At 68.1% G+C, this 20305-nt stretch carries 20 protein-coding genes; 3 read left to right on the top strand and 17 right to left on the bottom strand.

Annotation, left to right across the window (positions count from 1 at the left end):
* Positions 1–3: 3 nt before the first annotated feature.
* The 16 genes from ACJH6I_RS12930 to cobC form a co-directional block, all read right to left on the bottom strand.
* Positions 4–630 (bottom strand): hypothetical protein, encoded by a 627-nt coding sequence (locus tag ACJH6I_RS12930; RefSeq protein WP_318985215.1) that lies wholly within the window; start codon positions 628–630, stop codon positions 4–6.
* On the bottom strand, positions 627–1256 hold the full coding sequence (locus ACJH6I_RS12925; RefSeq protein ID WP_318985216.1) for a mammalian cell entry protein: 630 nt from the start codon (positions 1254–1256) through the stop codon (positions 627–629). Before ACJH6I_RS12925 ends, ACJH6I_RS12930 begins: the two co-directional genes overlap by 4 nt.
* On the bottom strand, positions 1220–2668 hold the full coding sequence (locus tag ACJH6I_RS12920) for an MlaD family protein (RefSeq protein WP_318985217.1): 1449 nt from the start codon (positions 2666–2668) through the stop codon (positions 1220–1222). The genes ACJH6I_RS12925 and ACJH6I_RS12920 overlap by 37 nt, the downstream gene beginning before the upstream one ends.
* Positions 2669–3823 (bottom strand): MCE family protein, encoded by a 1155-nt coding sequence (locus ACJH6I_RS12915; protein WP_318985218.1) that lies wholly within the window; start codon positions 3821–3823, stop codon positions 2669–2671. It lies immediately after the preceding gene.
* Entirely contained in the window at positions 3820–5124 is a 1305-nt protein-coding gene (locus tag ACJH6I_RS12910) for an MCE family protein (protein ID WP_318985219.1), read from the bottom strand. Before ACJH6I_RS12910 ends, ACJH6I_RS12915 begins: the two co-directional genes overlap by 4 nt.
* Positions 5121–6461, bottom strand: a complete 1341-nt coding sequence (locus ACJH6I_RS12905) for an MCE family protein (protein WP_318985220.1) — start codon at positions 6459–6461, stop codon at positions 5121–5123. Before ACJH6I_RS12905 ends, ACJH6I_RS12910 begins: the two co-directional genes overlap by 4 nt.
* Positions 6458–7483, bottom strand: coding sequence for an MCE family protein (locus ACJH6I_RS12900; RefSeq protein ID WP_318985221.1), 1026 nt, complete (start codon positions 7481–7483; stop codon positions 6458–6460). Before ACJH6I_RS12900 ends, ACJH6I_RS12905 begins: the two co-directional genes overlap by 4 nt.
* Before the next feature lie 39 nt (positions 7484–7522).
* Positions 7523–8956: an MCE family protein gene (locus ACJH6I_RS12895; RefSeq protein WP_318985222.1), complete on the bottom strand. Its 1434-nt coding sequence runs from the start codon at positions 8954–8956 to the stop codon at positions 7523–7525.
* Positions 8957–8959: 3 nt separating this feature from the next.
* Positions 8960–9814: an ABC transporter permease gene (locus ACJH6I_RS12890; protein ID WP_318985223.1), complete on the bottom strand. Its 855-nt coding sequence runs from the start codon at positions 9812–9814 to the stop codon at positions 8960–8962.
* A gap of 7 nt (positions 9815–9821) precedes the next feature.
* Entirely contained in the window at positions 9822–10595 is a 774-nt protein-coding gene (locus ACJH6I_RS12885; RefSeq protein WP_138248565.1) for an ABC transporter permease, read from the bottom strand.
* A 345-nt stretch (positions 10596–10940) separates the two neighbouring features.
* On the bottom strand, positions 10941–12014 hold the full coding sequence (locus ACJH6I_RS12880) for a LuxR C-terminal-related transcriptional regulator (protein WP_318985224.1): 1074 nt from the start codon (positions 12012–12014) through the stop codon (positions 10941–10943).
* Positions 12011–13069: a LuxR C-terminal-related transcriptional regulator gene (locus tag ACJH6I_RS12875; protein WP_318985225.1), complete on the bottom strand. Its 1059-nt coding sequence runs from the start codon at positions 13067–13069 to the stop codon at positions 12011–12013. Before ACJH6I_RS12875 ends, ACJH6I_RS12880 begins: the two co-directional genes overlap by 4 nt.
* A gap of 268 nt (positions 13070–13337) precedes the next feature.
* Entirely contained in the window at positions 13338–14444 is a 1107-nt protein-coding gene (locus ACJH6I_RS12870) for a bifunctional RNase H/acid phosphatase (RefSeq protein WP_138248562.1), read from the bottom strand.
* Positions 14441–15193 (bottom strand): zinc ribbon domain-containing protein, encoded by a 753-nt coding sequence (locus ACJH6I_RS12865; protein WP_138248607.1) that lies wholly within the window; start codon positions 15191–15193, stop codon positions 14441–14443. Before ACJH6I_RS12865 ends, ACJH6I_RS12870 begins: the two co-directional genes overlap by 4 nt.
* An 11-nt stretch (positions 15194–15204) precedes the next feature.
* Positions 15205–16329, bottom strand: coding sequence for a Nif3-like dinuclear metal center hexameric protein (locus tag ACJH6I_RS12860; protein WP_318985226.1), 1125 nt, complete (start codon positions 16327–16329; stop codon positions 15205–15207).
* Positions 16326–17336 carry an Rv2231c family pyridoxal phosphate-dependent protein CobC gene (gene cobC / locus ACJH6I_RS12855; RefSeq protein ID WP_318985227.1) on the bottom strand — a complete coding sequence of 337 codons (1011 nt, stop codon included), beginning with the start codon at positions 17334–17336 and terminating at the stop codon, positions 16326–16328. The genes ACJH6I_RS12860 and cobC overlap by 4 nt, the downstream gene beginning before the upstream one ends.
* A 55-nt stretch (positions 17337–17391) precedes the next feature.
* On the opposite strand from cobC, the gene ACJH6I_RS12850 reads away from it, so the two are divergent.
* Genes ACJH6I_RS12850 through ACJH6I_RS12840 form a run of 3 tightly spaced genes read left to right on the top strand, consistent with a single transcriptional unit; the run spans position 17392 to position 19386 of the window.
* On the top strand, positions 17392–18030 hold the full coding sequence (locus ACJH6I_RS12850) for an HAD-IA family hydrolase (protein WP_212812138.1): 639 nt from the start codon (positions 17392–17394) through the stop codon (positions 18028–18030).
* Positions 18023–18511: a low molecular weight protein-tyrosine-phosphatase gene (locus ACJH6I_RS12845; protein WP_212812139.1), complete on the top strand. Its 489-nt coding sequence runs from the start codon at positions 18023–18025 to the stop codon at positions 18509–18511. The genes ACJH6I_RS12850 and ACJH6I_RS12845 overlap by 8 nt, the downstream gene beginning before the upstream one ends.
* On the top strand, positions 18511–19386 hold the full coding sequence (locus ACJH6I_RS12840; protein WP_318985228.1) for an SURF1 family protein: 876 nt from the start codon (positions 18511–18513) through the stop codon (positions 19384–19386). Before ACJH6I_RS12845 ends, ACJH6I_RS12840 begins: the two co-directional genes overlap by 1 nt.
* Here ACJH6I_RS12840 and ACJH6I_RS12835 read toward each other — a convergent pair.
* Positions 19328–20293, bottom strand: a complete 966-nt coding sequence (locus tag ACJH6I_RS12835) for a cobalamin biosynthesis protein (RefSeq protein WP_212812141.1) — start codon at positions 20291–20293, stop codon at positions 19328–19330. The two genes, ACJH6I_RS12840 and ACJH6I_RS12835, sit on opposite strands and share 59 nt — an antisense overlap.
* Positions 20294–20305: the final 12 nt, after the last annotated feature.

The raw sequence follows: 20305 nt of genomic DNA, 5'->3' as shown, positions 1-20305 counted from the left end.
TGCTCACATCGGGTCGAATTGCGAGATGAGCCAATGCCCCTCGACCTTGTCGAGAGTCACACGCACGCTCGACGCGGTACTCGTCGGGGCGCTGTCGCCGATGATCATCGTCTGATCCACGAACAGCATCACGACCGCATGGTCGGGTGTCGCCTTGGTCCACGCGGCTGCCGGCACGGTGGCGACGGCCGAGATCTTCTTCTGTTTGGACCCGGGTATCACCACGTCGCGGGTGAGCGAGGTGTAGGAGTCCAGGAAGTTGCCGGTCATGTACTTCTTGGCGGCTTCCAGGTCTTTGTCGACCGTCTCGGGCTTGTACGACAGCAGTGCGATGGTGCCGTCGGTGGCCGCCTTCGTGGATTCCTTTTTCGCCGTGTCGGTTTGGGCCAGCGACACGTCTTTCCACTGCAGGTAGCCGGCTGCCCCGCCGAGTGCGAGGATGGCGGCGGGCAGCAGTCCGTAGACGGCCACGTTCGCCCACGCGACGCGGCGCCGCCGTGCGGCAGGCGCCGCGTCGGTGGTTTCTGCGGCGTCGACCTCGACGTCGTTGTCGAGCTCATCGACCGAAGCTGTTGATTCAGCGGACTTTTCAGTGGCGACGTCACTGCCGCGGGACTTCATCAGTTTCACGGCACAAACTCCACGTTCGACACCTTCATCACATCTCCGACTTTCTGCACCGCGAGGCGCATCCGCCATTCGCGTGGTTGTTGATCCGGCGCACCGACGTTGGCGGTCTTGACGGCCACCGCGACCAGCACCTGTGCCGAATCCCCCGACTCCGATTCCAGCCCGGCTTCGGTGATCGAGCCGGTGGACGTCGACTTCGCCTCTTTGACGACCTTGATGAAAGGTGCTGAGCGCTTGGCGAAGTCGTCGTAGAACTCCCCCGTCGCGCTGTCGAGGATGCGCTGGACGTCGGCGTCGGCCCGCTGCCAGTCGATGGTCGTCAGGTTCAGTGCGCCCTGCCGTGCGGCCTGGACGATCTGGCTCTGCCGCTCGTCGACTGCCGTGGCGCGGTGCGTCCGCACCACCAACCACCCGACCAGTGCGCTCAGTGCGACCACCAGAATCAGTCCGGCCACCGCCGCGATCCGGCGCACCGGCTTCGGCTTCGTCGGCTCGCCGGCGGGCTCGACCGAGTCGCCGGCCTCCACCTCGTCGATGCCCTCCACGTCGTCGACGTCGGGGTCGAGGACGGCGACCGCGCCGCCGTCGGTCAGCTCCCCGGCTGCGGCGTCATCATGCTTTGCCATGTCTTCTCCTTCGGAGCCGTGTGGGCCAGATCGGCTTGGGTGTAGGTCTTTCCGTCCGGGCCGATGTACGACCCGCTGGCCGGGTCGTACTCGGCCACGGCGACCGGAGGCGGTGGTGCACCGGCAGGCGGCGCCGTGCCGGGCCGCAGTTGTGGCACGTCCTGCCCGGTCCAGGTGGCGTTGGGATCGCCCTTCCAGTTGTAACCGTCGCCCAGCGGCACGTACGGCTCATCGCTCTCGCACTGCTTGACGGTGGCGGCGCGCTTGCCGGGCACCGTCTCGCACGGCAGGTTCTTGGCGCCACGCACGTTGAACATGCCGTCCTGCGGGGTCCGGCAGTACAGCTCACCGGCCGGCAGCTCGGGGTAATCCTCCAGCGCCGGGTTGCGCATCTGCTGCGCCGGCAGGTATCCGGTGGTGCATGGCGGCGGCAGGTTGATGTTCAGGTTGAAGCTCAGGTACGCGCCCTTGTACGCCTGCTTGGTGTCGCGGTTCGCCAACGTAACGCCTTGCGCTGCTTCCGTTGTCCGCGGCAGCAGCACGAGGAGCTGTTCGAGGTTCGGCTGGTAGGTGATCGCCACCTTGTTGATGGACACCAGATTCTGCAACACGATCGGCAAGGTCGGCCGTAGCCGGTTGAACAACTGCCCCATCTCGCCGAATGCCGGGCCGCCCTTGTCGAGCAGTGTGCCCACGGCTTTGTCCTGCGCCTGCAGTTCACCGGTCACCGTGGCAAGGTTCGCGGCCCACGCCTGGATGGCACCCGAGGTGTTGTTCTGCGAGTCGAGCACGGGTTTGACCTGATCGATCAGACTCAGCAGCGGGTCCAGGTTCGCGCGTGCGTCGATGGCCAGCTGGCTGCCGCCTTTGACGATGTGCGAGAGCTCCGGTCCCAAACCGCCCACCGCCGTGGCGGATTCGTCGACGACCGTCTTGAGGTTCTCCTTGGGCACGGCCTGCAGGCCCTTGGTCAGCGAGTCGATCACGGTGTTGATGTCCGGCGGCACCGACGTGTGCGCCAGCGGGATGACGTCACCGTCCTTGAGCGGCCGCGAGCCGGTACCACGGGGCGTCAGTGACACGAACTGCTCACCGATCGCCATCTGGCTGTGCACGTCGGCCTGCACATCAGACGGAATGTCGGTGCCGGAGTTGAGCGACAGCTCCGCCTGTACCCCGGTGGGTGTGAGCCCGACGGACTGCACCCGGCCCACCACGGTGCCGCGGTAGGTGACGTTGCCGGTGGCATACAGGCCGCCGGTCTCGGGCAGTTCCATCTTGACCACGTAGCGCCCGATGCCGAACAGCTTGGCGGGCAACTGCATATAGATCAGGCTCATCATCGTCACCGCGATCAGGGCGACGAGGGCGAAGATCGCGAGCTGAATTCTCACGCGTTTGTCGAGATGCATTTACGGCCCCTGATCCCAGCGGTACGGAATGGTCAGCGGATTGCCCGGGTTGTTCGGCCCGCCGGCGGTGCACGGGCTGGGGAACTGGCCGATGGTGCGGCCCCACTGCAGTTCCAGCTCCGTCAGGTCGCACTCCCAGCGGGTGCCGGTGAAGAAGGCCTGGTCGATGCGGCTGAGGGTGAGGTCGACGATCGCGGTGAGGTTCGCGTAGTCGCCGCGCTGCCACTTCTCGATGGTGTCGCTCGGGAACGGCACCGTGGGGATGAAGCTCAACGCCCGCGTCATGGCCGGCCCGGCGTTGGCGAGCTGCTCGAGCGTCGGCCCCAGATCACGTAATTCCTTGATCACGTTCTCTTTTGAGCGGTCCACGGTATCCGCCGCGAGCGCGGCGAACTTGCTCAACTTGTCGGCGGCCTTGACGAGGTTCTCGCGCTCGCCGTTGAGTACGGCCAGCGCCTCCGGGACGGTGTCGATGGCCTTGTCCAGGACCGGCTGGCTCGCGGCCAGCTTGCCGACGACGACGTTCAGGCTCTCCGACGCCGCGATGATGTCAGGGGTCTGGTCCTTGACGTTGGCGGTGAACGTGTCGAGCTGTTTGATGAGGCTGCGCAGGTCCTCGGCACGCCCGTGGAACGCCGTGCTGAAGGCCTCGGTGATGTCCTGGACGTTGCCGATGCCACCACCGCCCAGCACCATCGACACCGCCGACAGCGTCTGCTCGACCGACGGGAAGCTGCCGCTGCTCGCCAGCGGAATGACCGACCCTTGGTGCAACTGTCCTTGTGGCCGGCCATCTTTGGGCGGCCCGAGCTCGATGTGCAGCGTGCCCAGCAGACTGGTCAGCCCCAGCTTGATGGTCGAGTTGGCCGGTACCTTCACATCGCCGTTGAGCCGCATGGTGACCAACGCGTGCCAGCCCTGCCGCTCGATCTTGGTGACGGTGCCGACCGTGACATCGGAAACGCGAACCCGCGAATTCTCCTGCAGGTTGGTGACATCCGGCATCTGCGCCTGGATCTCGAACGCCCCGGGTCCCCCACCCTCGGTGCCGGGCAGCGGCAGACTGTTGGCGCCGCGCCACCCCGAGCAGCCGGCCGAGGCCAGCAGCGTCAGGACCGCGAGGGTGCATCCCGCGGCGGTACGCAGGCGGCTCATGACCCACCTCCCGGCGGCGTCATCATCCCGGCCAGGCCGGCGTTGGCGTCGGTGGCCACGGTCTGGGGGGCCGCCGGCGCGGGCGCCGCAGCCGCCTGCTGTGCCACGGGGGCAGCGGGCCGCGACGGCGGCACATAGTCGGGACGCATCCAATCCTCGCTGTAGGTAACCTCATTGGGTCGCGCTTGGGTACCGACGAACAGGTTCTCGCCCAGCGGCGGGAAGTTGTACTGCCGATTCTTGACGATGGGCGCCAGATACTGCGCGCACAACTTCGACGACTGGTCCGCGCCGAGACGCGACGCAGCCTGGATGGCGCCACAGATGAAGCTCACCGGGTTGGCGAAGTTGTTGACCGCGAGGACGCCGGTCAACGAACCGACCGCCGGCTCGTAGATGTTGTTCAGGTCCGCCAATGCCGTTGGCGCCACGTGCAATACCTGCTTGATGTCATCGAGACTGCCCACGATCGCCGTGCTGACCGACGCAAGCTTGTCCGACGCCGTCCCAACGGCCTCCCGGTTGTCCGCGACGAAGGACCGCACGTCATCGGCCACAGCGCTCATGTCATGCAGCGCCTGCCCGACCTTGCCCGGATCGTCGGCGAGCAATCCGGTCACCTCGGCCAGGTTGGTGTTGAGCCGCTCCAGCAACCCGGTGCTGTCCTGCAGCGCCGACACCAGTATCGACAGGTTCTTGAACGTCGAGAACAGATCGTTGCTGTGGTCGCCGAGGATCGACACCGCCTGCGACAGCCGGATCACCGACTCCCGGATGCTGGCGCCCTGCCCCCGCAGATTGTCGGCAGCGGTATTGATGAAACCACCGAGCGTGCTGACCCCGCCCGGCTGATCAGGCTTGAGCAGATCGGCGACCCGCTGCAACTGGGTACGAACCAGATCCCATTCCACCGGCACCGCGGTCCGATCAAGCGGAATCACGGCGCCGCCGCGCAACGTCGGCCCACCCCGGTACGGCGGGATCAGCTGAATTGCCCTGCCCGTCACCAACTGTGGCGACAGGATCACGGCCTTGGCCTCGGCGGGCACCTTGTACTTGTCGTCGATCCAGAAGGTGACCTTGACCTTTTCCGGCCCCGGTTCGATCTTCTCGACCTTGCCGACCGGCACCCCTTGGATCAGGACGTCGTCGCCCTTGAACAATTGATTGGTGTTCTGGAAGTAGCCCACCACTTCGTTGCGCGACGCGCGCTGGAACGCCGTCACGGCGAAGTAGCCGCCACCCACGACGAGGGCCACCGCGGCTGCGACGACGAGCAGGCGGGCGGACAGCTTGCTCATGACGGTCCTCCTGGCTGCTCAACGGGATCCGACACGTGCACTGGCGGGGTCTTCGGCGGTTCCGGCATGGCGGTCTGCCCGGGTGCGAGCGCCGGCGGTCCGGGTGGCGGCCCACTGGGCGGCGGGGCCGGTTGCGTTTCGCGGAGGGGGTAGCAGCCAGGCCCGGGCAACGGAATTCCCGTTGGGCCACAAGCGGTATCGCCGGGCTTTCCGGTGATCGCGTCCGGAATGGTCAGACGCGGGTCGCCGGCCTGGCCGGTGCGCGGGAACGGCACGGGTAACGGCGGGGTGCCGGGCTGTCCGGTCTGCGGATCCTGAAGCTGGGACGGCAGTTTGGTGTTCGGGTCCACTCCGAGGTCGGAGAACGCGGCGTCGACGAACGGCTGCACGAACTGGCCCGGCAACAGGTTGACGATGTACGCCTTGAAGAACGGGCCCGACCCGACCGCGTCACCCAGTGCCATGGCGTACTGGCTGAGTCGCTTGACGGCCTCCTGCAACCGCTCCTTGCGGTTGTCGAGCATCGTCACGACACCGTTGAGCTTGTCCAGCGCCGGCCGCAGCTGCGTCTTGTTCTCCGCGATCAATCCCTTCAACTGCTGGGAGACCGCAGACAGGCTGTTCCACAGCCGGCTCACCGCGGCGCTCTGCGAACGCAGTTGCACCAGAAGCGCATTGGTGTTCTTGACCAGGCTGACCACCTGGTCGCTGCGCTTGGCCAGCACCGTCGTCGCCTTCGAGGCGTTTTCCAGCAGGCCGCGCAGTTGTGCGTCCCGGTCGTTCAGCGTCTTGGAGAACCGCGCGATGCCGTTGACCGCGTCCCGCAGGTCCGGAGCGGTGTTCGCGAACGCCTCCGAGACCGTGGCCAGCGAGTCCGACAGCTGATGGGTGTCCAGGCCGCTGATCGCATTGGTCACGTCACCGAGTGCGTCCGGCAGCTGGTACGCCGACACGGTCCGCTCGAGCGGGATGGTGCCCTTGAGGTCGCCGTCGCCCTTGGGAACGACTTCGAGCATCTTGCTGCCCAGCAGCCCCTTGGTCTTGATCGCGGCCTCGGTGCGCTCCCCGAGGTGCACGTCGTCGTCGACGGTGAACTTGATCAGCACGCGCGGGCCGTCGAGGTCGATGCTCGCGACCCGGCCGGCCGGAAAGCCCGAGATGTCCACGGGCGCACCGGTATGCAGGCCGCTGGCGTCTTCGAAGTACCCGGAGTACGTGGTCGTGCCACTGACGAACGGAATCTTCTGGAACAGCAGCGCGACGGTGGCGACCACCACGACGGCGCTGATGCCTATCGCGCCCAGGGCGAAATGACTTCGCTCGGCAAAAGGTTTCATCTGGGTGTGCACCGTCCCGTGCTCTGTCCGGCCACCTTCACGTAAACCGGTTGTCCGCCTTTGCCGTTGAGTTTGAGCACCGCGTCGCAGAGGTAGAAGCTGAAGAAGTCGCCGTAGATGCCCTGCCGGGTCAGCGCCTTGTACTTGTCCGGCAGGGTGTTGATGAAGTTGTCGAAGTAGTCGTGGTCGGCGAGCACGAGTCCGGCGGTCCGGTCCACTTCATGGACTGTCTTGACCAGCGGCGGCCGGGCCTCGGTCAGCAGGCCGGCAATCGAGTTGGCCGCTGCATCGGTGTAGGCCACGGCATTCGAGACGTCGGTCTTGCGTTGTGCCAGGCGGTCGACCAACTGCGACAGTGACACCACGGCCTTGTCGAGCTTGTCGCTCTTGCCGCCGAAGGAACTGAGCACGGTGTTCAGGTTGGTGACGACCTGCCCGATCAACTGGTCGCGGTCGGCCAGGGTGTTGGTGACCACCGCGGCCTGTGCCAGGAACGACCCGATCGACGGCCCCTGCCCCTGCAGCGCCTGGATCAGCTGCCCACTGAGATCGTTGATCTTGTCGGGGCTCAGTGCCGAGAACAACGGACGGAAACCACCGATGACGGCATCGAGATCCAGCGCCGGCTGGGTCCGGTCGACGGGGATGGTGTCCCCCGCGTTGAGCTTCTTGGTGCCGCCGGCACCTTCCTCGAGCGCCAGGAACCGGTCGCCGACGACGTTGTCGTACCGGATCACGGCACGGCTGCCCTCGGTCAGTACGACGGAACTGTCCGCGGTGAACTCGACCGTCACCGTGGAATCGCGGTTGATCGACACGTTCTTGACCTGGCCGACCTCCACGCCCGCGATGCGAACGTGACTGTCCTTCTTCATGTTCGAGACGTTGACGAAGCGGGCGAAGTAGGTGTGCCCGTCATCGAACCGCAGGTCGGCGAAGACCGCCCAGAGGGCGACGGTGCCGAGCAGACATACCGACAGGAAGACGGACAGGCGCAGGAGCGTGCCCTTAAGGTTCTCCACGACTTCCCTCCTGTCTCGGTCGTTGATTGGTCATCACGGTCAGTTCCCGCCCGCCTCGGCGGGCAACGCCGGGGCTTCGGCCGGCAGTGGCGGGGCCTGCGCGGGCGCCGGTGCCGACTGCGGTTGAGCGTCAGCGGGATTCGGCGGCGCGGGCGGCACGCCGGGCCACAGCGGCACCCCGCCGGGTCCGTACAGCGGTGCGCCGTAGGGCGGCGCGCCGGGGTACGGGATCGGGCCGGGAGCGGGCCCGGGCAGGCACTGCCGGATGCTCGGCGTCTGCGGCACTGCGCGGGTGCTCTGGAACCACTGGCCCCAGCAGGGGCTGCCGATGCCCGGGTTCGGCCGGATGTCGAGCCCGGTGCCCCAGCCCGTGTTGGTGATCAGTTGCCGCACTGGGAAGTTCTTGGCGACGTCGGGCAGCGAGCCACAGCCGGGCTTCCCGCCGGGACCACCCTTGGCCGCGTTGATCGGCAGGTTGTCGGGGAACACGTACGGGTTCTTGCCGGGCAGCAGCGTCGCATCGAGGATCAGCGAGCGTCCGTCGGCCCCGCCGAACACGCCCCACGCGCCGGTGTCGAGGAACTTCTTGGTGCCCTCCAGCCAGCACGTGTATCCGGGGCTGTACTTGAGCAGCAGGCTCGTCGTGGGTTCCAGCCCGTTGATGGCGTCGACGAGGTTGTCCCGGTTCGGCCCCAGCAGATCCGTTCCGGCCTCGGAGAATCCGATGACGTTCATCAGCAGGCTGTCGAGTGCCGTGGCCTTGCCCGTCACCGTGCTGCTGGTGGTACTGGCGGCGTTGAGGATCTTCACGATGTCGTCGGCAGCCGCACCGTAGGTGTCACTGAACTGCTTGAACGACCGCCAGTCGTCACGAATCTTGTCCGAGCGCGCGTTGAGCGCCGTCAGCACCTCGTTGAGATCGGTTGTGGCCTGGCCCATTCGCTCACCCTGGCCACGGACGCCTTCGGCGACGGCGCTGAGCACCGAGTTCAGCTTCGCCGGGTCCACCATGTCGAGCAGGTTGACGATGTTCTCGAAGACGGTGTCGACCTCGGTCGTCGTGTGTTCGGAGTGCAGCACCGCACCGGCGGCCAGCCGGGTGCCGCTGGGCGACGAGGGATAAACCAGATCGACGAACTTGGCGCCGAACGCCGTTGTGACACTCACCTGCGCACCGACATTGGCGGGGATGTACTTCACCTGGTCCGGGTCCAGCTTGAGCTGCAGGGTCGCCCCCGACTGACCCACATCGATCTGGCTGACCCGGCCCACCAGCACGCCGCGCATCTTGACCTTGGCGTTGGTCTCCAGCACCAGGCCCGCCCGGTCCGCCATGACCGTCACGGGCACATACGGTTTCGCGGCACCGGTGAAGATGACCGTAGTCACCACCATGAACAGCACCACAGCCGTGATCAGGATCAGGGCCCACCACGAGTTCGAGATCCGGCGATCTCCCTTGCGCGCTTCCACCGGCTAACCCGCCATGTTGAAGTTGCCGGACTGGCCGTAGATGGCCAGTGAGATGAACACGATCTCGACGGCCGCGATCACCATCGACAGGCGCACCGCACGGCCGACCGCCTCACCCACGCCGGCGGGACCGCCGGATGCGGCGAAGCCGAAGTACGTGTGCACCAACATGATCACGACGGTGATGGCGACGCATTGGACGAACGACCAGATGAGGTCGGTCGGGTTGAGGAACGTGTTGAAGTAGTGGTCGTACACACCGGCGCCCTGCCCGTAGACGGTCGTGGTGCCCATGCGCGCGGCGAAGAACGCCATCATGACGGCGACGCAGTACAGCGGGATCACCACGACCACCGCGGCCAGGACCCGGGTCGACGCGAGGTAGGTGATGCTGCGGATGCCGATCACCTCGAGGGCGTCGATCTCTTCGTTGATCCGCATGGCACCGATCTGCGCGGTGGCGCCGGCGCCGATGGTGGCCGACAGCGCCACGGCGGTGGTCGCCGGCACGATCATCCGCACATTGAGGAACGCCGAAGCGAACCCGGTGAGCGCCTCGAAGCCCACGGAGGAGAACTGGTTGTAGCCCTGGATCGCCACGAGGGCACCCGTCGTCATCGTCAGGAAGCCGACGATCGCGACCGTGCCACCGACGACGACGAGCGCGCCGGTGCCCAAACCTGTTGCGGCGATGAGCCGTAGCAGCTCCGCACGGTAGTTGACGACGGCATCGGGAATCGACCCGATGGTGTGCGAATAGAAGGCACCCTGCTCGCCGATGCGATTCCAGCGCGCGGCCGAGGTCTTGGCCAGTTTGTCGAGCCGCGGGAATCTGCGGCTGGGGACGTCGACAGTCATCTCTCCCTCACGACACCGTGTACTGGATCGCGACCGCGGTCACGATGACGTTGATGGCGAACAGCACCATGAAGGTGAAGACCACGGTCTCGTTGACGGCGTTCCCCACACCCGCGGGGCCGCCGCGCACGGAAGTGCCCTTGTAACAAGCGATCAGGCCGGCCGCCATGCCGAACAGCGTCGCCTTGATGAGCGCGACGATGATGTCGCCCGGTCCGGTCAGCAGGTTCAGGCCGCCGACGAACGCACCCGGTGACACGTGCTGCACGGTGGTGCAGAACAGGAAAGCACCGGTCAGGCCGACGAGGATCACCGTCGCCGACAGCGCCAGCGCCACCGTGGTGGCGGCCAGCACGCGGGGCACCACAAGCGAACGGATGGGGTTGATGCCCATCACGCGCAGCGCGTCGAGTTCTTCGCGGATGGTCCGCGCCCCGAGGTCGGCGCACATCGCCGTCGCGCCGGCCCCCGACACCACCAGCACCGTGACGATGGGGCCGATCTGGTTGACCGTGCCGATCGCCGCGCCGGTGCCGGAGAAGTCGGCTGCGCCGAATTCGGTCAGCAGAATGTTGAACGTGAATGTCAGCAGCACCGCGAAGGGCATCGTGAGCAGCAGCGCGGGCAGGACGGACACACGTGCGACGAACCACGTCTGCATGACGTATTCATGCCATGCGAACGGCGGTTGAAACATTTGCACAAAAGTGTCGAACGTCATCGCGAAGAAGCCGCCCAGTGAAGTAACCGGCTTCGCCGCTGTGCGAGCAATCGTCACCATTTGCCGCCCGCACTTTCCAACCATTGCGCCGAATCCACTACGTATGGTCGATAAGCGATCGCTGCGGCCAACATGGGTGGAGACGCTATCAATGCAGGTCAGCCATCAGCCACCTCCAGATGGAGGGATTCAGGCCTGTGAGTTGTCCCCCACCGGGGTGATTATTGTGTTCTACATCACACAGCGCCGGAGGAACCGGAATTCCACAGCAATAGCACAGTCAAGCCATATCAGATAATTGCTGAATTCGCACCAGAACAGAAATGCAGGCCAGTTTTTTAATTCACCACAGCGGCAATATCGAAAGCGCCCCGAAAACCCGACGGAGGCCGAAAGCACGCACGGCTATCGCGCCTGTTCACCGAATCTGGACTGCGCGTCCATGTAGAGCGTGATCGCCTCCAACCGATTGGCCGCACCGATCTTGCGCAGGATGCGTTTCACGTGCGTCTTGACGGTTTCCACCGACACGACCAACCCCTCGGCGATCTCCGCATTGGAGTCGCCCCGCACCATCCTGGCGAACACCTCACGCTCGCGGTTGGACAACGCCGCCGTGACCGCATCGACCGCCGCGTCCGTCGCGAACGCGTCGTCGTCACCGCCGGCGTCCAGGCTGACGGCGGTTCCGGCGATGCGGTCGGCTTCCTCAGCCAAGCGGGCGGCGGCTCCGATGATCGATACCCGGAGTTGTTCGACCCGCGCCGAATTCAACAGCCGCTCGTAGACGAACGAATACACCGCCAGCAGCAGTCCCAGCGTATCGACGTCACCGTCGGCGATGGCACCCCGCGCGCGGAACATGTGGACCAGTGCCACCACTTTCGACTCGACGACAATGGGGGCGACCAGATAGTCCGCAGCGCCCAGTATGTCGCAGAAGCCCTCGCTGGCCGGCGCCTCATCGCCGCCGGCGTGGATGACCCGCCGGAACCGCACGCAGTCCTGTTCGGCGGCAGCGGCATTGCGCGGCACCGGTTTTCCGGTCCCGCGCGTGCCGTGCGATGTCACGGGGATGAACTTGTCGGGAGCGATGGACGACAGCACCGCACTGCTCAACCCGATGGTGTGGCAGAGCTCGGCGCACACCTGGCGCTCGAGTGCCTGCAGCGACGGCGCCGCTTTCAACCGCCGGATGCTGTCGATCACCGAGCGCGCGGTGGCACCGGAGTCGTCACCGCTGATCAGGCGCGCCTCGACCTGCGCCTGCAACGACGCCATCAGCAGCCGCTGCGCCACGGCGGGCATCAGTGCGATGCCCTCGCCGTCGTCGCCGAACAGCACTTCCTCCGTGGTCGCCGCCGAGTTGGCAATGGCCTCCTCGAGAGTGGTCGCCTTGTCCGCTCTCGGCAGGTTGAGCACGCTGCGCAGGTGTCCGTCGATCTGATTGAGCCTGGTCACCATCGCACGGCGCGTCATCGCGACGGTCCGCTCCCCACGCCGGCGTCCATCGCCAGATACATCGCGAGGGCGGCCGCGCGGTTGGTGGTGCCGAACTTCTCGGCGATGCGCTTGAGATGGGATTTGACGGTGCCCTCGGAGATCTCCAGACAGCGCGCGATGTCGCGATTGGTGGCTCCGGTCGCCACGTAGGACATGACCTCCCGCTCACGCGGGGTCAGCTCGGCCGCGACGACGGGCGCGCTCGTCGGCTGGACATCCGGCTCGCACTCGCCTGCATCCGACACGACAGCGCCACCCGGTGCGGGCCGCGTCATGAGGTGATCCATTGTGGCGCAGAGTTTGTCGACCTCGACGCGCTGCTGCGAAACCTTCTCTGCCAGAACGGCCCGCTCGTACACCACGGCCAGGCATTCGGCGAATGCCTCGAGCAGATCGAACTGATCCATGACCGTGGTGCCGGGGGCTTCGGGGAAATCGGCGTGCAGCATCCCGATCACCGCGCCGCCGACGGTGATCGGTGCCGCGAGGTAGTCCAGCCGGGCCGACGCGGTCGGGCGGGACACGACGACGCCGTGTCGCCCGCGGATCAGGGCGGCCTCTGCCTCGGTTTCCTCGAACCGGACGGGCACGCCCACCGAGAACCCATGGAAGGACAGCGATGTCGCACCGCGGCCATGCAGATGCCGCGGCAGCCAATCGTGCTCGCGGACCGTGGAGACCATGACGCGGCTGAATCCGAAGTCCCGGCACAGCAGTGTCATGGCGGCCTTGATGGTCTCCCGCGACGAGGTGCCGCGCAACGAATCGACGGCGTGGCGAATGGCAGTCACGCGCCCGGCACCATGGGCCACCGCGCGACGGCTCAGCTCACGACGGAGCCGCTGGACGCCGGCCAACACGTCTTCGGTCGCGGTGCCGGCACTGCGCTGGCGTTCGAGGCGGCGGCGGAAGCGGTCGAGTTGCCGGTCCAGCTCGTGGTATGCGCCGGGATCGCGAAGATTGCGGCCCAGCGAGTGCAGGCGGTCCGCTCCCGTCGTCGTCGCAGCGTGCCCGGCGATGAGCGTGGCCATTCACTCCCCTGCCTCGAGGTCGAAAACGGGACTGGTGCCAACATGTTCCGCGGTGTGCGCGGCCAGACGGGTCGGACCCGCGGCAGCTCTGCCCAGCTGCGACCGATGCGCGTTCAACAACCGTTTGAAATGTTGCTACGCAGATTCTGCGTGGGCGACAGCTTTCGACCTATGTCCGCAACCGACGAAAAAACCAGCGTCGCCCGCTCTGCTCTGTCCTGACACGACAAATCTGTGAGTCAGCAAACCGCCGGAGCTACAGACCGGCTTAGAGATAAGCGGTCTGATTGACCAACCGGACCGCGGAACCGCCGTCGCCGAAGAACTCCGCGATGCTCAGCGACGCCAGATCCAGGTGCAGGCGGTACAGGATGCCGGGCCCCGCATCGAGCGCCTGCCGCAGGATCGTCTTGATCGGCGTGACATGCGAGACCACGAGTACCGTCGTCGCACCGTGCTCGGCGATGATCCGGTTGCGGGCGCGGCGAATCCGGTGCGTCACCGTATCGAAGCTCTCCCCATCCGGCGGCGCTACGCTGGTGTCCCCCAGCCAGCTGCGGTGCAATTCCGGATCCCGTTCGGCCGCTTCGCGGAAGGTCAGGCCTTCCCAGGCACCGAAGTCGGTCTCGATCAGGTCGTCGTCGACGGTGACATCGAGGCCCAGCGCACTCGCCGCCGCCTTCGCGGTGTCCAGCGCCCGTTGCAGCGGCGAGCTGATCACCGCCGAGATGCCGTCGATGCCAGCGATATACGCCGCGGCCGCCGCGGCCTGCTCGCGTCCCAGTTCGGTCAGCGGCGGGTTACCCCGGCCCGAGTAGCGCCGGTGCACCGACAATTCGGTCTGCCCGTGCCGCAGCAGCAGGAACCGGGTCGGCGCGCCGACGGCACCGGTCCAACCGGGCGCGGATGGTTGTGCCGCAGCAGCTTTCGGCTCCGGCTGGGCAGCCGGCACCGACGGCGCCGACACCGACGCCGCCGCAGCATCCATGGCCTCGTTGGCCAACCGGTCGGCGTGGGAGTTCTGGGCCCGCGGAATCCACGTGTAGCTCACCCGGCCGAACCGCCGGGCGAGCGCCACCGCCTCGCGGTTCAACGGGATCAGGTCCGGATGCTTGACCTGCCAGCGGCCCGACATCTGCTCGACCACCAGCTTCGAATCCATCGACACCGCAACGTCATCGGCGTCCAGGGCGGCCGCGGCCTCCAGACCGGCGATCAGGCCCCGGTATTCGGCGACGTTGTTGGTCGCCACCCCGATCGAGGCACTGCTCTCCGCGAGCACCTCGGCCCGGTCGGCCGAAAACACCACGGCGCCATAGCCTGCGGGTCCCGGGTTGCCGCGCGACCCACCGTCGGCCTCGACCAGAACTCTCACAGACCGGTTTCTCCCGCACGGAAGTCCTTGACCCGCACCAGGATCGCCCCGCACTCGGGGCAGCGCAGCACGTCGTCGGGGGCGGCCGCCGAAACCCGGGACAGCTCACCACGATCCAGGTCGATGCGGCAGGCGCCGCAGCGGCTGCCCTGGAGCAGCCCCGCGCCGGGGCCGCCCAGCTTGCGCTGTTTCTCGTACATCTCGGCAAGTTCCGGGGACACCGAGTCCAGCAGCGCTTTGCGCCGGTCGGCCGCCACCTTGCGGGACTCGTCGATGGACACCAGCGCCTGGTCGCGCTCGACCTGCGCCGAGGTCAGATCCCCCTGCAGCGCGTCGATCAGGGCCAGTTCCTCGTTCCGCTCACCCTGCAGCTCTTCCCGACGCTCCATGATCTCCAGCTGCTGCTCCTCGAGAGCGGCCTGCCGGCGCTGCAGCGTCTCGAGCTCGTGCTGCAGTTCGGCCACCTGCTTGGCGCCGACCGAACCACTGTCCATCAGCTTCTGGTCACGGGCCTCACGCTGACGCACGGCGTCGATCTCGGACTCGAACTTGGCGATCTGCGCGTCCAAATCCTCGACGGCGATGCTCAGCGCCGCCAACCGATCGTTGGCCTCGCGGTGCTCTGCCTGCACGGCGTCGAAGCGCTGCTGCTCGACCAGGTGCGTCGACCGGTGCGTCAGGCGGGTCAGCGCGGCGTCCACTTCGGCCACCTCGAGCAACAAACGTTGTTGCGACACTTCAGCTTTCATCTTCACGTCTCTCAGCAGGTTATCTCGACGTTCCAGGGGTCGGTACGGATCTGGCTGACCCGCACCGGCAACGCATCACCGAATTGTGCACGCAAGACCCCGGCGGCCTGCTCGCACCACGGAAATTCACTCGCCCAATGCGCCACATCGACCAGCGCCACGTCCGATGCGCGGCGGTACTCGTCGGCGGGATGATGCCGCAGATCGGACGTCACGTAGACATCGACGCCCGACCGCGTCACCGCCCCCAGCAGCGAGTCGCCGGCGCCCCCGCATACCGCGACGCGTGACACCAGGGCGTCCGGATCGCCCGCTGCCCGCACCCCCCACGATGTGGTGGGCAGACCGCGCGCGACGCGGGACGCGAAGGCCGACAACGGTTCCGGCTCCGGCAACGAGCAGATGCGCCCGATCCCGACGTCCGACGGCAGCGGCGCCAGCGTGAGCACGTCGAACGCCGGTTCCTCATAGGGGTGCGCCGCGCGCATCGCCGTCAGCACCGCCCGCCGCAGCCGGGACGGCGCGATCACCTCGACGCGGTCCTCGGCGACCTGCTCGATGGCGCCGACCATGCCGATGGTCGGTGTCGCGCCCTCGTGCGGCAGGAACTGGCCTACGCCCATGGTCGCCCAGCTGCAGTGCGAGTAGTCGCCGATCTGGCCGCCACCGGCGGCGAACATCGCGTCCCGGACCGCGTCGGCATTCACGTGCGGCACGAACACGACCCATTTGTCCAGGTCAGCGCGCGCCTCGGCGGGGTCGAGCACACCCTCGACCTGCAGGCCCAGCGCCTCGGCGAGGGCGTCCGACACCCCGGGCGCGGCCGCATCGGCATTGGTGTGCGCGCTGAACAGCGCCGCGCCGCGGCGGATCAGCGAGTGGATCAGGGCGCCCTTACCGGTGTCGGCGGCCACGGTGTCGACGCCGCGCAGCAGCAGCGGATGGTGCGCCAGCAGCAGTCCGCCGTCGGGCACCGACGCGGCGACGGCCGCGGTGGCGTCGACCGCGACGGTCACCGACTCCACGACCTCCGACGGGTCACCGCACACCAGGCCCACCGAGTCCCAGCTGTGCGCGAGCGCCGGCGGGTAGGCGCGGTCCAGCGCGGCGATGACGTCACGCAGCGGCACACTCACCCGGGCACCTCCTGTAGGGCTTCGACGAGGACCGGCCATTCCGGGCGGACCGCGGCGCGCAGGTAGCCGTCGGGCAGGCCGACGAACGTGTCGCAGCGGCGCACCGCAATCCCCTTCTCCGCCAGGTGCTTCCGGGCCAGCTCGGCGTCCGGCACCGAGAACAACACGAAGGGTGCGGCACCGTCGGCCACCGCGAACCCCGCCGCCGTCAGACCCGCCGCCATCTCGGCCCGCAGGTCGGCCAACCGGCGCGCCCCGGCCCCGGCCTCGGCGACCGCGGCCGGCGTGCTGCACGCCGTCAACGCCTCCAACTGCAGCGTGCCCAGCGGCCAGTGCGGCCGCTGCGCCGTCAGCCGCGCCAGCACCTCGGGCGCGCCCAGCGCGTAGCCGACCCGCAGCCCGGCCAGCGACCACGTCTTGGTCAGGCTGCGCAGCACCACGACGTCGGGCAGCGACCGCCCGGCCAGCGACTCCGGTTCACCGGGCACCGCGTCGGCGAAGGCCTCGTCGACGACGACGATGCGACCCGGTGCCCGCAGCGCCAGAATCTCGTCGCGGCAGTGCAGGACGCCGGTCGGATTGGTGGGATTGCCCACAACCACGAGGTCCGCGTCCGCCGGCACCGCCGCGCCGGACAGCCGGAACGGCGCGGCCAGCACCACGTGCGTGACGGGCACTCCGGCGGCGTCGAAGACGGCTTGCGGCTCGGTGAACGACGGCGCGATGAGCGCCGCCAGGCTGGGCTGCAGCAACGGGAGCAGCGCAAAACCCTCGGCGCCGCCCGCCAGCAGCGCCACTTCGTCGAGGTCACGGCCGTGCCGGGCCGCCACGGCTGCGCGGGCCGCGGCCACGTCGGACGAGGCCGGATAACTGCCCAGGTCGGCCAGCCGGGCCGCGAGCCGGTCGGCCAGCCACTGCGGCGGACCGGCGCCGCGGACGTTCACCGCGAAGTCGAGCATGCCGGGCGCCACCGCCTGATCGCCGTGATAGCGCGCCCCGAGTTCCACAGGTAGACCCTAATGCGCGGCGCAGGCGGCCAGACACATCAGGGACAATGACACCGTGACCCCGCAGTTGGTGCTATTCGACCTCGACGGGACGCTGACCGACTCCGCCGAGGGCATCGTCGCCAGCTTCCGTCATGCGCTCGGCGCTGTCGGCGCCGACATCCCCGACGGTGACCTCGTGGAACGGATCGTCGGCCCGCCGATGCACGTGACGCTGGGCTCGCTGGGCCTCGGCGAGAAGGCCGCCGACGCCATCGCCGCCTACCGCGCCGACTACACCACCCGCGGCTGGTCCATGAACCGCATGTTCGACGGCATCGAGGATCTCCTGGCGGATCTGCGGGCCGCGGGAGTACGCCTGGCCGTCGCGACGTCGAAGGCCGAACCGACCGCCCGGCGCATCGTCGAGCACTTCGGTATCCACGAGCACTTCGAGGTCGTCGCCGGCGCCAGCGTGGACGGCACCCGGTCAGCCAAGGCCGATGTCGTCGCCCATGCCCTCGCCCAGCTGGCCCCGGTACCCGAACAGGTGCTGATGGTCGGCGACCGGTCGCACGACGTGCATGGCGCCGCGCACCACGGCATCGACACCGTCGTCGTCGACTGGGGTTACGGCGCAACCGATTTCGCCGACGATTCGACGGTCCGGCGGGTCGCCACCGTCGCCGAGCTACGGGAGGTGCTGGGTGTCTGACCCCGTGCACGTGACGTTCATCTGTTCGGGCAACATCTGCCGGTCGCCGATGGCCGAGAAGATGTTCGCCCACCAGATCAACGAGCGCGGGCTGGCCGACCTGGTCCGGGTGACCAGCGCCGGCACCGGCGGCTGGCACGCGGGTGACCCGGCCGACAGCCGCGCCGAGCGGGTGCTGCGCGCGCACGGCTACCCCACCGCGCACGCCGCCGCGGCGATCGACGACGACCATCTCGCCGCCGACATGATCGTTCCCATGGGCCGCAACCACACCCGCATCCTGAGCGACCTGGGTGCCGACCCGGACCGGGTCCGGATGATGCGCTCGTTCGACCCGCGGTCGGGCGCCCACGCGCTCGACGTCGAAGACCCGTACTACGGCGGCATCGACGATTTCGAGGAGACCTTCGCGGTCATCGAGGCCGCGCTGCCGGGCCTGCACGACTGGGTCGACAAGCAACTCGCGGAGCGAGGCGACTGATGCGCCGGCTCGGGTTCCTGCTCCGGCCGCAGTGGCTGGCGCTGTTCGTCGCGGTGATCGCGTTCGCCTACCTGTGCTTCACGGTGCTCGCGCCGTGGCAGCTGGGCAAGAACACCCGCACCTCGCGGGAGAACAACCAGATCGCGTCGTCGCTGAACACCGAACCCGCGCCCCTCATCTCGGTCCTGCCACACCAGGATTCGTCGGCCCCGGACGCGCAGTGGCGGCGGCTGACGGCGACGGGCCACTACCGCCCCGAGGCGCAGGTGCTGGTCCGGCTGCGGACCGACGACGGCGACCCGTCGTACGAAGTGCTGACCCCGTTCGCGGTCGACGGTGGCCCGACGGTGCTGGTGAACCGCGGCTACGTCAAGCAGGGCGACGGGCCGGGCGTGCCGCCGTTCGCCGCGCCGCCGACGGGAACGGTCACGATCACCGGGCGCCTACGCGACGCCGAGCCGATCATGTCGGGCAAGGAACCGTTCAAGCAGGACGGCATCCAGCAGGTCTATTCGATCGCCCCGACGCAGATCTCGCAGCTGACCGGGGTGCCGCTGACGGCGGAGTACCTGCAGCTCGTCGACGGCCAGCCGGGCGGTCTCGGGGTCATCGCGCTCCCCCATCTGGATGCCGGCCCGTTCCTGTCGTACGGCATCCAGTGGATCGCGTTCGGCATCGTCGCACCCATCGGGCTGGGCTACTTCGTGATGGCCGAAATCCGGCAGCGCCGCCTGGAGAAGGCCCAATCCGGTTCGAGCACCGAGACTTCCGGCGGCCCCGACCCCGGCCCGAACGCTGAGGAACCGGCCGCCCCGCTCACCGCCGAGCAGAAGACCGAGCGGAAACTCGCCGACCGCTACGGCCGGCGCCGCTGATCCCGACGGCCAGCACGGCCGCCAGCGCCTGCACCCGGCGGGTCAGTCGCACCGCCCGGCGCAGATCGGCGGGCACGGGCGCGGGCCCGACGCCCAGCGTCGGCCGCATCTCGAGCCGGTGCGCGTACTGCGTTGCGCCCCCGAGCCGCACACCCAGGGCACCGGCGAACGACGCTTCCGCGACACCGGCATTGGGGCTCGGATGTTTGTGCGCGTCGGCACGCCAGGCGCGCCACGCCGCGGCGGGCCGACCGGAGGCCGCCATGACGCACAGCCCCGTCACGCGCGCCGGCACGTAGTTGAGGACGTCGTCGAATCGTGCTGCCGCCCAACCGAACCGGGTGTAGCGCGGGTTGCGGTGACCGATCATCGCGTCGAGGGTGTTGGCGCCGCGGTACACCAGCAGCCCCGGCACCCCGGCGACCGCGCCCCACAGGATCGGCGCGACCTGCGCGTCGGACGTGTTCTCCGCAACCGATTCCAGCGCGGCGCGGGCCAGCCCGTCCGCATCGAGCGCCGACGGATCCCGGCCGCACAGGGACGGCAGTAGCTCACGGGCCGAGGCCACGTCGCCGCGGTCCAGTCGCGCCGCCATGTCGGCGCCGGTGCGGGCCAGCGACGTGCCCCCCAGCACCGTGTAGGTCGCCGCGGCAGTGACCAATGTCTTCGCCACCGGGCCGCGCGCGACGCGTTCCAGCCCGAAACCCAGCGCCCCCAGACCGACCAGCAGCGCGGCCGTGTGACCGGCCCCGGCCGGCCGGTTGTCGCGGTACGTGCGGCGTTCCAGGGCGGCCGCGGCCGTACCGAAGAGCGCTACCGGATGACCGCGCTGCGGATCGCCCCAGCACACATCCGCCAGGTAGCCGAGCGCCAGACCGGCCGCCCTCGGGGCGCTTCTGTCAAACACGCCGGGCAGCGT

The sequence above is a fragment of the Mycobacterium sp. SMC-13 genome, assembly GCF_045311035.1.
Lineage (GTDB): Bacteria > Actinomycetota > Actinomycetes > Mycobacteriales > Mycobacteriaceae > Mycobacterium.
Note: the sequence above shows the minus strand (reverse complement) of the source record. Positions and strands in the feature narration are given on the sequence as shown.

Coding starts and splice junctions, on each gene's coding strand:
- ACJH6I_RS12890 (WP_318985223.1), bottom strand. CDS start 9,814: ATGACTGTCGACGTCCCCAGCCGCAGATTCCCGCGGCTCGACAAACTG.
- ACJH6I_RS12925 (WP_318985216.1), bottom strand. CDS start 1,256: ATGGCAAAGCATGATGACGCCGCAGCCGGGGAGCTGACCGACGGCGGC.
- ACJH6I_RS12885 (WP_138248565.1), bottom strand. CDS start 10,595: ATGGTGACGATTGCTCGCACAGCGGCGAAGCCGGTTACTTCACTGGGC.
- ACJH6I_RS12840 (WP_318985228.1), top strand. CDS start 18,511: ATGCGCCGGCTCGGGTTCCTGCTCCGGCCGCAGTGGCTGGCGCTGTTC.
- ACJH6I_RS12880 (WP_318985224.1), bottom strand. CDS start 12,014: ATGACGCGCCGTGCGATGGTGACCAGGCTCAATCAGATCGACGGACAC.
- ACJH6I_RS12905 (WP_318985220.1), bottom strand. CDS start 6,461: ATGAAACCTTTTGCCGAGCGAAGTCATTTCGCCCTGGGCGCGATAGGC.
- ACJH6I_RS12865 (WP_138248607.1), bottom strand. CDS start 15,193: ATGAAAGCTGAAGTGTCGCAACAACGTTTGTTGCTCGAGGTGGCCGAA.
- ACJH6I_RS12915 (WP_318985218.1), bottom strand. CDS start 3,823: ATGAGCCGCCTGCGTACCGCCGCGGGATGCACCCTCGCGGTCCTGACG.
- ACJH6I_RS12910 (WP_318985219.1), bottom strand. CDS start 5,124: ATGAGCAAGCTGTCCGCCCGCCTGCTCGTCGTCGCAGCCGCGGTGGCC.
- ACJH6I_RS12875 (WP_318985225.1), bottom strand. CDS start 13,069: ATGGCCACGCTCATCGCCGGGCACGCTGCGACGACGACGGGAGCGGAC.
- ACJH6I_RS12920 (WP_318985217.1), bottom strand. CDS start 2,668: ATGCATCTCGACAAACGCGTGAGAATTCAGCTCGCGATCTTCGCCCTC.